A 15,495-nucleotide genomic window follows, 5' to 3' on the forward strand; every position below is an offset into this window, starting at 1 on the left:
ATTAACGACTGATTAAAGATCAAAAGATCAATGCTACCAAAAGATATGTAAATCCTGCAACTATAGCACTGATAGGAATTGTAAGAATCCAAGCCCAAAGCAGGCTAACCGTAACTCCCCATCTTACAGCAGAAACTCTTTTGGTAAGTCCGACTCCAATAATGGAACCTGTAACTGTATGGGTTGTAGAAACCGGGATTCTCAATTGTTCCGTGATGAAAAGTGTAATAGCTCCTGCGGTTTCTGCAGCTACTCCTTCCAATGGCGTTACTTTCGTAATTCTGGTTCCCATCGTCTTGATGATCTTCCAACCACCACTCATTGTTCCTAATGCAATTGCTAAGAATGATACAACCGGCACCCAAAGGTAGTGATCTGCGAAGAAGTTGAAACGATCAGCTTCTGCAACATTCAGATACATTGGATCTTTCATCATATTCACGTGGAAATAGATCATTGCAGCTCCAATAATCCCCATTACTTTCTGAGCATCATTGGTTCCGTGTCCAAGACTAAATAATGCTGACGAGACCAGCTGCAATTTTTTGAAAACCCGTTCCGCCTTATGAGGATTTGCTTTTTTACAGATATTAACAATGATCAGTGTAATGATAATTGAAATGACCATCCCAATAAACGGCGCCATGAAAATAAATAGGAAAATAGGAATTACTACTTTATACTTCACTACATTCTGTGAGAAAAGCTGTACAAATGCCTTATAAACTTTATCAAAGAAGGAATATTCCGGATGCGCGATAGCAATCAAGTGATAGTCAGAGATCAAAGCGTGCATCAATGCAGCACCAATAAATCCTCCGATCAAAGTATGAGATGATGAGGACGGGATCCCGAACCACCAGGTCAACAGATTCCACGCAATGGCAGCGATAAGTCCTGCAAAGATTACTTCCAGCGTTATGAAGTTTTCATCAACGGTCTTGGCAATCGTATTACCAATTTTGAACTCGCCGACTACATAAGCAGCAATAAAAAATGCCGCAAAGTTCCAAAATGCCGCCCAAAGAACCGCTTGAAAAGGCGTAAGAACTTTTGTGGAAACAATGGTTGCTATAGAATTGGCAGCGTCATGAAAACCATTGATATAATCAAATATCAGCGCCAATGCGATAATAATAATAAGTAGAATTGGAAAATCCATTCGTTTTTAATTTTTGATACAGCTATTATGCGTATTTGATAACTATGCTCTCCATTGTGTTGGCAACATCTTCCGCTTTATCTGTAACAATTTCCAAATAATCAAGAATAGATTTTTGCTTGATGATCAACAATGCATCGTTTGTTTCAAACAACTTCACAATAGCCTGGCTCAGAACGTCGTCTGCAATATTCTCGTAAGAATTGATTTTGATACAAGATTCTCTTACCTCATTTGGATTTTTGAAGTCTTTCAAATTTTCCAAAGCTTTCTTGATCTCAAGACAAGATTTGTGAATCAGAAGGGAAAACTCCGAGTAAACTTTGTTATCCGGGCTTTTATATAAATAGATATATTTTGCAGAAGCATAGATATAATCAGCAATATCATCCAAACCAGAAGCAAGGTAATTGATATCTTCCCTGTCAAATGGTGTGATAAAATTCTCTCCCAATTGAACAAAAATCTCGTGGGTAAGATCATCCAGTTTATGTTCATAATCGCTCATTTGATTCAACAGTGTTTCATCATTGATATCAAAATCCAGCAAACCATCGTGAAACGTTTTGGACATTTCTACTAAGTTATCTGCCACTCGAAGAAACAGATCAAAAAAGATTTTATCTTTCGGTTGAAATGCTCTGAAAAGATTGCCTATTCCCATTATTTCGGATTAATTTCTGCAAATATGATAAAAAACAAAAGGCAATGAAAATTTTTATGTTAAATAATTATTAAGATTAGAAACAACAAAAACCTGCTGATTAGCAGGTTTTTACATTATTTTTTTTAGATCAAAAACATATATTTTGCATTAATTGGCAACTTCTGCTCTCATATCTTTTCCCCGAAACTTCATTTCAGTTAATCCGTTCATAACTTCATTCTTGAAAGACTTTTCAATCTCGAAGAAACTGAACTTATCTAATATTTCAATATTACCAATATCCGCTCTCTTTTTGGATTTAGAGGTAGCTTTGTTGATGATGTCCAACATATCAACTTTCTTCAGCTGATCTCTTTTTCCAAGGTTGAAGAAGAATCTTACCATATCCTCGTTTCTATGTCTTGGTTTTCCACCTCGGTCATTTCTATCGTTTCGGTCTCTTCTTTCTCTTTTCTCACCATTTCTTTCACGCTCTCTTCCTCTTTCTCTCCTGCTGCCTCTGTCATCTCCTCTACTATTGAGTTCTTGCTGCTGGATATCATTTCTATCCTTATAATAAGTTGCAAGGTCTTTCAATTGGAATTGTAGTAACTGATGAACCAATTCTTCTTTTGTAAAGCCGGAAAGGTCTGGAATCAAGGAATCATCAAAGTCAAAGATGTTTTCATGTTCTGTCAATAATTTTTCGAAAACACCACCAACCTGAGCCTTGATAATATCTTTTCCAGTCGGGATTTTTTTCTCCTCGATCTCGATTTTCGTTTCAGATTTGATCTGCTTCAATTTTCTGCTTTCTTCCGGCTTTATTAATGCCATAGAAATCCCATCTTTTCCTGCACGTCCTGTTCTTCCACTTCTGTGAACGAAAACTTCCGGATCATCTGGTAAAGAGAAATGGATAACATGCGTCAAAGAATCAACATCCAAACCTCTGGCCGCAACGTCTGTCGCTACTAAGATATCGATGTTTTTCAGTCTGAATTTCTTCATCACCGTATCTCTCTGCGCCTGAGAAAGATCGCCGTGAAGTGCATCTGCTGCATAACCGTTCTGCATCAAAAAATCTGCAATCTCCTGAGTTTCCATTCTGGTTCTACAAAAGATGATCGAATATTGATTAGGATTTGCATCAATCAATCGCTTCAAAGCTTCTTTTTTCTGTCTGTAGCCAACCACATAATATTCGTGCTTAATGTTTTTCTTGACCGCATTGATCGATCCGACAGAAATTCTGTGCGGATTGGTCAAATAGTTCTTAGAAATACGTTCTACTTCTTTGTTCATCGTTGCAGAGAACAAGAAAGTCTGTTTAGTTTCCGGCGTTTCACTAAGAATAGTTTCCAAATCATCTTTGAAACCCATTGAAAGCATTTCATCCGCCTCATCCAAAACCACCCATTGTACTTCAGAAAAATCTAAAGCCTTTCTTCCGATCATATCGATCACACGACCTGGAGTCCCCACAATTATCTGTGGTTTATCTCTCAAAGATCGGATCTGATCCATAATGCTACTACCACCATAGACTGCTGTAGTCTTGATGTTTTTTAAGTATTTCGTATAATTTTTGATGTCTTTGGTAATCTGGAGGCAAAGTTCTCTAGTAGGGCAAAGCACCAATAATTGGATTTTACGACTGTTGTCGTCTATCATATCCAAAATCGGAAGCGAAAATGCTGCTGTTTTGCCTGTTCCTGTTGCCGCAAGTGCGATGAGATCGCGAGTATCTGTAGAGATAAAAGGAATAGTCTGTTTTTGGATTTCTGTCGGCTCTACGAAGCCGAGGTCGCCAATCGCCTGAAGAACTTCAGCGCTAAGATTGGATTCCGTAAATAAATTCATTTAAAGATCGTCTAATTTGGTGCAAAGGTACGCTTTTTATTTTTGATAACAAAAAGACTTCTTTTTTAACGATTCTTTATTACAGAAAATTAATATTGGAAAGTTAAATAATTAGAGATTACAAAAAATATTAATCACTTAACACTCCGCCACATTAACTGCCACAGCCAAACCACCTTCAGAAGTTTCCTTGTATTTTGAATTCATGTCCAATGCTGTCTCCCACATAGATTTGATGACACTATCCAAGGAAACTTTTGCTTTTGTCGGATCACCATCCAAAGCAAGAGAAGCAGCAGTGATAGCTTTCATTGCGCCCATAGAATTACGCTCGATACAGGGGATCTGAACGAGTCCACCAATAGGATCACACGTCAATCCAAGATGATGTTCCATTGCGATCTCTGCCGCCATTAGAACTTGTCCAGGTGTTCCTCCAGAAATCTCTGTAAGACCAGCTGCAGCCATAGCCGATGAAACACCAACCTCTGCCTGACAACCGCCCATAGCTGCTGAGATAGTCGCATTCTTTTTAAAAATAGTTCCGATTTCTCCTGCAACTAATAAGAATCTAATGATATCTTCTTCTGAATTAAATTCTGTAAAAGTCTGGGCATACATCAAAACTGCAGGAATCACACCACTTGCGCCGTTGGTTGGTGCTGTAATAATTCGCCCAAAAGAAGCATTTTCTTCATTCACAGCGAGAGCAAAACAAGACACCCATTTGGTAACCGAACTGAAAGTTTTCTGCTCGTTCTTGACCATTTCGAACCACTCATTTTTATTTTTATAGATCTGTGTTCCGAGAAGTTTTTCATTCATTTCGGAAGCACGTCTTGTGACATTCAAACCGCCTGGAAGAATTCCTTTTTTGTTGATGCTTTTGTAAACACAATCTTTAATATTATCCCAAATCTCAAGAGCTTTTTGAAGCGTTTCTTCCCGAGTTCTCCATGATTCTTCATTCAGGAAAACCAAGTCTGAGATTTTATCAATATTAAGTTTTTCACAATATTTGAGAATATCGCTACCGTGATGACAGGGATATAAAGTTCTTACACATTTTTCCTCAATCGAATTATCTTCTTTTGTGGCCACAAATCCACCTCCAACTGAATAATAATCCTGACTAAACTCTTCGCCATTTTGGAAAATAACTTTGAAAATCATTCCATTTGGATGAAAATCAAGAGATCTTTCTTTGTTGAGAATCAAATGATGCCCATAAATAAATGATAGCCAAACTTCTCCTCCAAGGTTGATTTTTTGTTCAGATTTTATTTTATGGATTTTTTCATCAATTTTGTTGGTATCGATTGTTCGGAAATTTTCTCCGCTCAAGCCTAGCATTCCTGCGATATCAGTTCCGTGACCAACGCCAGTTTTTGCTAATGAACCGAAGAACTCTACGAAAACTTCTTTTACGTCTTGTAAAGAATTATTTCGTTTGACCAGATCCAGAAACATTTTCGCAGCATTCCAAGGTCCCATGGTGTGAGAAGAAGATGGTCCAATTCCGATTTTTATAATGTCAAAAACACTGATAGATTCCATTAAATTGTAAAAAATTATCGGTTGTAAATGTAATTGATTTTTACAACTTATCTAAATCTGAATTATTATTTTGTTAAAACCTGATTTTTAGACCAATGTTGATTGTTGCGAAGCGCCCCCCGACTTGAACGGAGCTCTTTTTCTGTCATTGCGATCGACTAAATTTCTTTTGAATGCTATTCGTCTTTCGCAATGGCAGAAAAAAGCAGGAGCCCTTCGACAAGCTCAGGATAAATTACAGGCGGAAAGAGGCGACCAAAATATTTTAAATAAAAATGGTCTTCAAAATCTCAGAAACTTCTTTATGTTTGGTAACTGGAAAAAGATGGGTTGCATTTTTAATTACGAAATCGGGTTGCGAATTTTTAATCGGAAAAACAATGTCTTTATCTGCTAGAATCTGAATAACATCCGGCATTTTATCGAACTTCCAATGCGCCACTTTATCCATTGACCATTTGAGATAATAGGGGTCTTTTACCCTGAAATATTGTGTGAGTTTTGGATTTTTCGGGTCGAATAATTTTCTGAAAAACGAATAAAATAAAGTTGTATTACCATTGAAAATCCTTATTGGAATATATTTTACAGCATTGGTCTTTTGCCCTGCAATAATCAGTTTTGATTTCTCGGAATCGCAGCGGATGCTTCCCATAATCACGACTTTTTTGGCGCATTTCAACTTATGAATTTCCTGAACCAAAATACCACCGAAAGAATAGCCTAACAAATAAAAATCTTCGGAATCATCTACAAACTCCGACATTCTGGAAACATAATGATGAAAATCCTCATCCAGGTCCGGAATAAGCCAGGGAATGTGAACTACTTCTATATTTGGATTGAAAGTGAGTTTCTCAAGAACTTTTTCATCTGCACCTAAACCGCTTATTGTGTATAATTTCAAAATTTGAGATTTGAAGTTTGAAATTCAAATTTAAAACAAAAAAAGAGCAGAAAAAATTCTGCTCTTGATATTTATGTATTGCTACGGTAATTATTTTACGCTGATCTTCACTTTCAAATCAACATCGTCTTTTACCAAAACATCTTGCATTGTAGATTTGTAAGCTACATCAAATTTTTGTCTGTCAAAAGAGAATTTATCAGATTCCAAAGTCACAACGCCGTTTGAAGAAGTGATTTTTGCAGGGAAAGAAACTGGATTTGTTTTTCCTTTTACAGTAAGGTTTCCGTTTACTACAAAATTGTAATCTTTGTTAGTATTTTTCTTTACAGAAGTGATTTTGTAAGTCGCAGTCGGGAATTTTTCAACTTCGAAGAAATCACCATTTTTCAAGTGACCGTTCAATTTGCCTTGGTATTCTCCGGAAAGGTCAGTAGAATTGATAGACGTCATATCCAATACGAAATCTCCACCTACAACTGCTCCGTTTTTAAGAACCAAGTTTCCAGATTTTACACTCACAGTTCCATCGTGAGAAGATGCTTCTGTCTTTGCGATTTTGTAACCCCACCAGTGTACATCAGAACTTGTTAATTTTTTGGTTTGTCCGAAAGCTAATCCGCTTACCAATACAGCTAGTAATAATACCTTTTTCATTGTTTTAAATAATTTTAATGATGCAAATTTAATTAGTATCGATCAAGATTTTTGTTGATCTATGATAACTTTTTAAAAAATTAATGCCCTCATTATAAAAATGAAGGCATTAATGTGTCATAGTTTGATTAATATTTTTAGATTCTCTTTAGAAAACCAAAAATTCTGATTATTTACCTAATGGAATGTTATAAGCAAAGCCTACACCTATTGCACCGGCATTATACTTTTGATCACCAATCTGTCCTTTGTCTCCAGTAAATGTTTTGTTGTATTGAACAAAGAAATTCCAGTCACGATTGTGATATCCAATTTCCGGTCTGATATAAAAACCGCCGTCTGGTCTATCAACATTCACATTACTTGCAACTTTATCATCTCCAACGATGAATCCATAACCTAAGTCAGTTCCAAAATAGAAACCAGTTTGTTGAGGATAGAATCTGAATAGTGCAGCAACTGGAACTACTCCAAGGTCATTGTTTTCAACATTCACACCGTTAATTGTTCTGTTTTTTCCGAAATAATGGTTATACCCTGTTGCAATACCCAAACCAAAGCCTGGCGTTATCAAATTCTGATAAGATAAATCTACTCCCAGATTTGCAGCTGTATTACCACCTGTTGAAATACCTGTATTAAAACCTACTTTTAGCATATTGGTCATATCAGAACTCTGTGCAGACATTAATCCTCCTGCCAAAATTCCCGCTCCTAATATTAAATGCTTTAAAGATTTCATATTCTTAAATTTTAAATTTTACAAAGGACATACTTGTAAATTCCGTGCCAAAGCTGATTTTTTGTTTGACAATCCTAACAATCACTTTAACAACTTCCTAATTTTCAATTATTTAAAATCATAATTAAATATTAAAATTTATTCACAAATCTACATTTTCATAATTTTTGATTTAACTATTGTTTTATTAATTACTCCAAGCAATAAATCCTACCTATGAATAATTTCTTAAAAAATAAACATTTGGTTTCCAGAGCAGGTTTTGGGATTCATCATAATGATATTGAGAAGTATAAAAATCTCAATCCAAAGAAATTATATCAGGAACTGAAGAACAATTCGGATTATCAGCCTTTGTCTACCGATATGCAACCTGTCACTCCGGAGCAACATCAGCAAATGTCGAAAGCTACTGATAGAAAACCTTATAATCAATTCAATAAAAATTATAATGCTTCGATTCGGAAATCATGGCATTCGCAGATGATAAACACGCCTTCACAGCTTCGGGAAAAAATGGCGCTTTTCTGGCACGGACATTTTGCCACAAGACTTCAGCAGGCTTTATTCAATAAAAAAATTATTGAAATTTTCAGAAAGAACGCGATTGGGAATTTCCGAGATCTGGTTTTTGAAGTTTCAAAATCTTCTGCAATGCTTAATTTCCTGAATAATCAGCAAAATAAAAAAGCTAAACCCAATGAGAACTTCGCCAGAGAATTGATGGAACTTTTCACACTAGGAAGGGGAAATCTTTATACGGAAAAAGACATCAAAGAATCTGCAAGAGCTTTTACAGGTTGGAGTTACGATGGTTTGGGAGAATTTACTGATAATAAAAAACAACACGATTCCGGAGAAAAAATATTTCTTGGGAAAACCGGAAATTTTGATGGAACTGATATTATTAATATCATTCTCGAGAAACCGGAATGTGCCCATTTCATCACAAAAAAAGTCTATAAATTCTTGGTCAATGAAAATCCCGATGATAAAATCGTAAGATCATTGAGTGAAAAATTTTACAAATCCAATTATGACATTACTACTCTGATGGATGAAATTTTTCTATCTGATTGGTTCTATTCTGAGAAAAACATCGGTGCAAAAATAAAATCGCCAGTAGAATTAATAGTCGGAATCAGAAGAATCATGCCGATGGATCTGCAGAATCGAGACACGATTTACAACTTCGAAAAACTACTAGGACAAGAATTACTCCAACCTCCGAACGTTGCAGGATGGCCAAGCGGAACACTTTGGATAGATAGTTCTACTCTATTATTGAGAATGAGAATCCCTGCGGTAATGGCTGGTTACAAAACTTTGGACATTGAACCCAAATCAAATGATGATGTGAATATGGGAAAAGATGAGAAAAAAGTGATTGTTAACAAAAAGCAAAATACAATAACAATCCACTGGGAAGGCATCAGTAATATTCTGAATGAAGACCTTTTTAGTCTTTTGCTATCAAAACCGAATGACAATCTTCAGAAAATGATTACGGATTTCAATACTGACAAAACTAAGAAACATCTGATGATAAGTATTATGTCAACTCCGGAATACCAACTTTGTTAAAATAACCAGTTATGATTATCAATAGAAAAACATTCTTGAAAACAAGCAGTTTGGCTGCGGCTTCTTTTCTTTTCCCAAATTTCTTAGATGCTTTGACTTTACCCGAAGCGATTGTGATGAATGGAAAAACCCTGATAATTCTGCAATTATCTGGAGGAAATGATGGACTCAACACGATTATTCCTGTTAAAAATGATATTTATTATAAGTCAAGAAATCAGATTTCCATTAAGGAAAATGATACACTTTTGTTGACGGACGAAGCTGGAATCAATCCTAATCTCAAATTCTTCAAAGAGCTTTATGACAACGGAGAATTAGCTGTAATGAATAATGTTGGCTATCCAGAACCGAACAAGTCACATTTCCGAAGTATGGATATTTGGCAAACTGCGAGTGGTAGCAATGAATTCAAAAACTCTGGTTGGCTTGGAAGATATTTGGACGAGGCTTGTCATGATTGTCAAAATCCCACTCAGGCCATTGAAGTTGATGATTTGCTAAGTCTCGCAATGAAAGGCGAAACCAAAAATGCCATCGCTTTCAAAGACCCTAAAAAGCTGTTTGATAATAGTCAGGAAATGCTCTACAAAAAACTGAATGCTGACAATCACGACCACGAGCACGATTTGACGTCCTATCTTTATAACACGCTCGGTAACGCCATCAATAATTCCGAATATATATTTGAAGAAAGTAAGACCAAACCAACAGACAAAATTTACCCAACGACACAAATCGGGAAAGATTTTAAAACCATCGCATCGCTCATCAAATCTGACATCAATACCCAGGTTTATTACCTTTCGGTGGGAAGTTTCGATACGCATTATAATCAAAATCAGAAACAAAATCAGTTATTTAAAAATATCAATGAAGCTGTGGAAACTTTTACGAAAGATATGAAGGAGAATGGGAAATTTAATGATATTATGATTATGACTTTCTCTGAATTTGGACGACGAGTGGCACAAAATGCAAGTAATGGAACCGACCACGGAACAGCTAACCAAATGTTTTTCATAAGCGGCGGACTCAAGAAAAAAGGATTGCTGAACCCACTTCCCGATTTGACCAATCTCAAAGACGGCGATTTGATTTACACAGAAGATTTTAGAAAAGTCTATGCTACTATCCTCAAAAGATGGCTGAATTCTGATGACAAAAAAATCCTTGGTAAGGATAATGGGTATTATGATTTTATTTGATTTGCATTTAATAAATTAAACACAGAAACACCGTTTTATAATATCAATAAAAAAGAGCTATTCAAACACGAATAGCTCTTTTTTTATTTCATATCATTCCGAATTAATATTCAAACAAGACACTTCCCCAAGTGAAACCACTTCCAAAAGCTGACAAACAAACCAGATCGCCACGTTTCATTCTACCTTCATAAATTGCTTCACTCAAGGCAATTGGTATAGATGCGGCGGTTGTATTTCCATATTTCTGGATATTCACGAATACTTTTTCATCTGGCAGATGCAACAATTGCTGAACATATTGCGCTATTCTGATATTGGCTTGGTGAGGAATCAATAAATCTAAATCCTCAATCTTTTTTCCTGCTTTTTCAAGAGCTTCTAAAATGGTTTCCGGAAATCTCGTCACAGCGTGTTTGAAAACGAAATTTCCGTTCATTACGGGATAAATATCTTCCGATGTTAAAGAATCTGGATTTCTGAGTAGATTGTCGCTCCAGCCAAGTTTAGTTCCAGGGAATTTAACAGCCAATTCTTCAGCATATTTTCCTTCAGAATGCATATTGACAGAGAGAATTCCTTTTGCATTTTCATCTGAGCTTGCAGATAAAACTACCGCGCCTGCACCATCTCCGAAAATCACGGAAACGCCACGTCCTGCATCCGAAAAATCCAATCCGAAAGAGTGAATCTCTGCACCTACAACCAAAACATTTTTATAAAGTCCAGATTTGATAAAAGCATCAGCAACGCTCATTGCGTACACGAATCCGGAACATTGATTTCTTACGTCTATTGCGCCAATTGTTCTACAACATAACAATTCCTGCAAAAGAACGCCCGAACCTGGAAAATAATAATCTGGAGACAAGGTGGCGAATACAATGTAATCGATGTCTTGCGCTGTGAGGTTTGCATTTTTTAACGCTATTTCTGAAGCTTTGAAACCGTAAAAAGATGTTGTTTCTTCAGAATCTACACGGTTTTTGCGATGTCTTCTTTCTTTGATTCCTGTTCTTTCCGTAATCCATTCATCATTGGTAGTCATCAATTTAGAGAGGTCGTCGTTTGTTACTATATTTTCCGGAACGTAGTGTCCTACACCGGTTATTACGCTTTTAAACATTTTTAGAATTTGATAAAAATATCCGCAAAAATAGATATTTTATTTAATACATAAGTTTCAGATTAACAGATTTTTTCTATCTCTCACAAACCCTCTAAACATCGAATCACTCGCAACCCGACTTATCTCTAATTTCTTATTTATTTTTATTTGAATCGATGAACCTCTTCGTTAGGTTTGAGCGGAAATCCTTTTTACGCAATGCAGTGGAGTGAAAAGATTGACTACGTCGAACCACTTCGTTAGGTTTGGGAGCCCTTCGACAAGCTCAGGATAAACTAAGGCGGATCAAGTTGCCCCAATAAAAATTATCATTATTACTGAGATTTTATTTAGTTTTGTTATATGCCGATAGAACAGAAATACAAAACTGCCAACTGGGAATGGATCGATGTGACTGCGCCAACGGAAGAAGACCTTCAGTTTCTGCATGAGCGTTATCATATCAATTATCTTTTGCTGGAGGATACGATAGACCCCAACCACCTTCCGAAGTATGAGGAAGTGGGCAACGTGAAGTTTTTCCTGACCAGAGAATCTACAGACCTGGAAAGGCGAAATCTGAACAGCATCAGTGATATCAGCAGTAAGTTGGGGATTTTCCTGTTACCGAAGTTGATCATCACAACTCATAGAGTGAAAAGTAAAAGCATCAATGAAGTTTTTGAAGAACTGAAGAAAGATCATCCTGAGGATATTTCGCGTGACAGGCTCGCTCTTCGGTTAGCTTTGAAGGTGATGAAAACCTTTGATGATGAGAGCCAGACGCTGTTGGAAGTGATGGACGCAATGGAAAACGAAATCTTTCTGAAAAATACCAATCAAACCAACCAGATTCGAAGGCTTTACAAACTAAAAAGAAAATCGGGACTCAATACCAGAATCCTGAATATCTCGGGCGAATGGATCTCGAAATTCAAAAATCTTGAGCTTGAGGAAGTTGAAGTAATGGACTTGCTTGACAAACAAAAAGATGTCATTGCCGACTTCGACCACGTGAATGCTCAAACAGTCAACCTCATTTCTATGTTTTTGGCTTTGTCCGACCAGAAAGCGAATCAGGTGATGAAGCTTTTGGCCATCTATTCGGTGTATTTTTTACCGATTACTTTCATTGCGGGAATCTACGGTATGAACTTCGATAATATGCCGGAATTGCACCACAAACATGGTTATTTTTATACTTTGGGATTGATGCTTCTGATCGTTGTTTGTACTTTTATCTATACCCGAAGAAAGAAGTGGTAGAATGACAAACCAAGAATTATTCCTTTTCTATAATGTAGAGAACTTTTATCCTCCTAATCAAGAAGCGTTCGGTTTTCATAATTGGGACGGTTACAAATACAATTTGAAAGTCAGAAAGATTATTAATGTTTTCCGTTTTGTTGAAGAAGATCTTGGACAATTACCTTCTGTCATTGGTTTGGCTGAGATTGGAGCAAAGTCTGTTTTAGAAGATTTGATCAAGGAAGATTCTCCAATTAAAGATTATGAGATCATCTATGAACCATCTAGTGATTCCCGAAATCTAAGTGTTGCTTTGCTTTTTGATAAAAGGAAATTGGCCTTAGAGAGATATCAAACTTTGAAGTTCCAATTGGATGAAGAGAAAGGATTCGATACGAGAGATATTTTACACACCGAGTTTTTGCATCAAGGGAAAAAGCTTCATATTTTGGTTATTCATTTACCGTCCAAAAGGAATCAGGATGCTAAAAAGGAGCAACGAGATCATATCATCGAAAAATTAAAAGAAACAGTTCAAAAATTATCTGATAAAAATGAGCCTGTTATTATAATGGGTGATTTCAATGAAAATCCTGATAATGAAACTTTGCAAGAATTGCTTTACGATAATAACAGGGAGAAAATTCTGACCAATCCTTTTGAAGCAATATTTGAAAACAATCAATTCTCTACTTATCACGGTAAGAGAGGGGTTTGTTTTGACCAGATGATCTACACAGAGAAATCACTAGTAGAACTGTCTGATTTAAATAAAATCGGAGCCGAAATCTACAACTCTCCACGGCTTAGAAATAAAGATAATAAAAATCAAAAATATCCCCATCGAACATATTCTGGCTCACGGTATATGGGTGGGTGTAGTGACCATTTTCCGGTGGTTTTGAGGCTGGAAAAATGATATTTTGGGATTATTCCAGCTTAATAATGATTTGTTGCTTAATTCGGTCAAATCAGTCCTTAACCAAAATTTCATTTTTCCGTATCTTTGAGATACAACACAACAACGTAATGTTGGCGGGTTTTTCGTTATCAGTTGTGAATTGCTTTCATTTTTCAGTATCTTTGAGATACAACACAACACTTTATTATATTTATTATTTGGTGTATTAGTTGTGAATTGCTTTCATTTTTCAGTATCTTTGAGATACAACACAACTTTCTTACTGTATTTCCTATTTTAGTACAAGTTGTGAATTGCTTTCATTTTTCAGTATCTTTGAGATACAACACAACACTCGCTTAAATTATCCAACGCCCTAACTGGTTGTGAATTGCTTTCATTTTTCAGTATCTTTGAGATACAACACAACGGACATTTGTCAACTGGGTTTCACATTTACGTTGTGAATTGCTTTCATTTTTCAGTATCTTTGAGATACAACACAACCCTCGATAATCGGGTCTGTCTCGCCCGTTGGTTGTGAATTGCTTTCATTTTTCAGTATCTTTGAGATACAACACAACGGACGTGGTAAAAAATAAATTGCGTACCTAGTTGTGAATTGCTTTCATTTTTCAGTATCTTTGAGATACAACACAACCCAATTGCTTTGTTTTGAGCATAAAATTTAGTTGTGAATTGCTTTCATTTTTCAGTATCTTTGAGATACAACACAACTTAATTTCTTCGATAGCGCGCACTTGTTCCGTTGTGAATTGCTTTCATTTTTCAGTATCTTTGAGATACAACACAACAAATTTATCGTAATTTATTTTGGTTATAACGTTGTGAATTGCTTTCATTTTTCAGTATCTTTGAGATACAACACAACTACGCGAACGTCGAACCGTGACCCTATACAGTTGTGAATTGCTTTCATTTTTCAGTATCTTTGAGATACAACACAACGAGAGATAAAGTCAGTACCTTTGCATAAATGTTGTGAATTGCTTTCATTTTTCAGTATCTTTGAGATACAACACAACTTGCCTTCATTTCACTTGAATTAGATCCGTGTTGTGAATTGCTTTCATTTTTCAGTATCTTTGAGATACAACACAACCGCATCAATTTACCTCTAAAGCGAATGCTCGTTGTGAATTGCTTTCATTTTTCAGTATCTTTGAGATACAACACAACAGAAACTGAATTTCTTCCCGTTGTTTTGTGGTTGTGAATTGCTTTCATTTTTCAGTATCTTTGAGATACAACACAACGCAGTTCCTCCAGACAACCCTTCAGTTCTAGTTATGAATTGCTTTCATTTTTCAGTATCTTTGAGATACAACACAACTAAACCAAGGCGATTGGGCTGCTAATGTTGGTTGTGAATTGCTTTCATTTTTCAGTATCTTTGAGATACAACACAACCTTATAATAATAGTTTCCGTCATCGTCGTAGTTGTGAATTGCTTTCATTTTTCAGTATCTTTGAGATACAACACAACGCGTGGCTGCGGTTATCAACCATTGACCTGGTTGTGAATTGCTTTCATTTTTCAGTATCTTTGAGATACAACACAACCGAATGCTTTTGGGGTATCTTTTGAACAAAGTTGTGAATTGCTTTCATTTTTCAGTATCTTTGAGATACAACACAACACATAGGATTAATCATATTCGAGGAATTTCGTTGTGAATTGCTTTCATTTTTCAGTATCTTTGAGATACAACACAACCATACCGTTAGATTTATGTTTTTGTCTTTCGTTGTGAATTGCTTTCATTTTTCAGTATCTTTGAGATACAACACAACATTAGTTCCCCATAGTCTTACGCCTTCATCGTTGTGAATTGCTTTCATTTTTCAGTATCTTTGAGATACAACACAACTTAAAGCAATAACAGGTCA

At 36.0% G+C, this 15,495-nt stretch carries 12 protein-coding genes and 1 CRISPR repeat array (1 of these 13 only partly in view); of the genes, 4 read left to right on the forward strand and 8 right to left on the reverse strand.

Annotated elements, in window-relative coordinates; translation table 11 throughout:
• Positions 1-19: 19 nt before the first annotated feature.
• The 7 genes from RTX21_RS01405 to RTX21_RS01435 form a co-directional block, all read right to left on the reverse strand.
• Positions 20-1,162 carry an inorganic phosphate transporter gene (locus RTX21_RS01405; RefSeq protein WP_312764890.1) on the reverse strand — a complete coding sequence of 381 codons (1,143 nt, stop codon included), beginning with the start codon at positions 1,160-1,162 and terminating at the stop codon, positions 20-22.
• A gap of 25 nt (positions 1,163-1,187) precedes the next feature.
• Positions 1,188-1,826, reverse strand: coding sequence for a DUF47 domain-containing protein (locus RTX21_RS01410; RefSeq protein ID WP_074233162.1), 639 nt, complete (start codon positions 1,824-1,826; stop codon positions 1,188-1,190).
• 150 nt (positions 1,827-1,976) lie between these two features.
• Positions 1,977-3,671, reverse strand: a complete 1,695-nt coding sequence (locus RTX21_RS01415) for a DEAD/DEAH box helicase (protein WP_312764891.1) — start codon at positions 3,669-3,671, stop codon at positions 1,977-1,979.
• 138 nt (positions 3,672-3,809) lie between these two features.
• Positions 3,810-5,228: an L-serine ammonia-lyase gene (locus RTX21_RS01420; protein WP_312764893.1), complete on the reverse strand. Its 1,419-nt coding sequence runs from the start codon at positions 5,226-5,228 to the stop codon at positions 3,810-3,812.
• A 265-nt stretch (positions 5,229-5,493) separates the two neighbouring features.
• On the reverse strand, positions 5,494-6,135 hold the full coding sequence (locus RTX21_RS01425) for an alpha/beta hydrolase (RefSeq protein WP_312764895.1): 642 nt from the start codon (positions 6,133-6,135) through the stop codon (positions 5,494-5,496).
• Between the two features lie 90 nt (positions 6,136-6,225).
• Complete coding sequence (locus tag RTX21_RS01430; protein WP_312764897.1) at positions 6,226-6,792, reverse strand: YceI family protein; 567 nt, start codon at positions 6,790-6,792, stop codon at positions 6,226-6,228.
• 169 nt (positions 6,793-6,961) lie between these two features.
• Positions 6,962-7,534 carry a hypothetical protein gene (locus tag RTX21_RS01435; protein ID WP_312764899.1) on the reverse strand — a complete coding sequence of 191 codons (573 nt, stop codon included), beginning with the start codon at positions 7,532-7,534 and terminating at the stop codon, positions 6,962-6,964.
• Positions 7,535-7,750: 216 nt separating this feature from the next.
• Between RTX21_RS01435 and RTX21_RS01440 the strand changes: the two genes are divergently transcribed.
• Complete coding sequence (locus RTX21_RS01440; RefSeq protein ID WP_312764901.1) at positions 7,751-9,118, forward strand: DUF1800 domain-containing protein; 1,368 nt, start codon at positions 7,751-7,753, stop codon at positions 9,116-9,118.
• 11 nt (positions 9,119-9,129) lie between these two features.
• The gene (locus RTX21_RS01445; protein WP_312764903.1) at positions 9,130-10,326 is read left to right on the forward strand and encodes a DUF1501 domain-containing protein; all 1,197 of its coding nucleotides are present in this window, start codon (positions 9,130-9,132) and stop codon (positions 10,324-10,326) included.
• 103 nt (positions 10,327-10,429) lie between these two features.
• On the opposite strand, the gene RTX21_RS01450 is transcribed toward RTX21_RS01445, so the two are convergent.
• Positions 10,430-11,452, reverse strand: coding sequence for a beta-ketoacyl-ACP synthase III (locus RTX21_RS01450; protein WP_312764905.1), 1,023 nt, complete (start codon positions 11,450-11,452; stop codon positions 10,430-10,432).
• Positions 11,453-11,797: 345 nt separating this feature from the next.
• Here RTX21_RS01450 and RTX21_RS01455 point away from each other — a divergent pair, with 345 nt between their 5' ends.
• Both RTX21_RS01455 and RTX21_RS01460 read left to right on the forward strand, forming a co-directional pair.
• The gene (locus RTX21_RS01455) at positions 11,798-12,700 is read left to right on the forward strand and encodes a CorA family divalent cation transporter (protein WP_312764906.1); all 903 of its coding nucleotides are present in this window, start codon (positions 11,798-11,800) and stop codon (positions 12,698-12,700) included.
• Position 12,701: 1 nt separating this feature from the next.
• Positions 12,702-13,601, forward strand: a complete 900-nt coding sequence (locus tag RTX21_RS01460; RefSeq protein WP_312764907.1) for an endonuclease/exonuclease/phosphatase family protein — start codon at positions 12,702-12,704, stop codon at positions 13,599-13,601.
• A gap of 134 nt (positions 13,602-13,735) precedes the next feature.
• A CRISPR array of direct repeats spans positions 13,736-15,495; the repeat unit is 47 nt; unit sequence GTTGTGAATTGCTTTCATTTTTCAGTATCTTTGAGATACAACACAAC (it continues 3,831 nt past the right edge of the window).

The organism is Epilithonimonas sp. (assembly GCF_032054305.1).
In the GTDB taxonomy this organism is placed as follows: domain Bacteria; phylum Bacteroidota; class Bacteroidia; order Flavobacteriales; family Weeksellaceae; genus Epilithonimonas.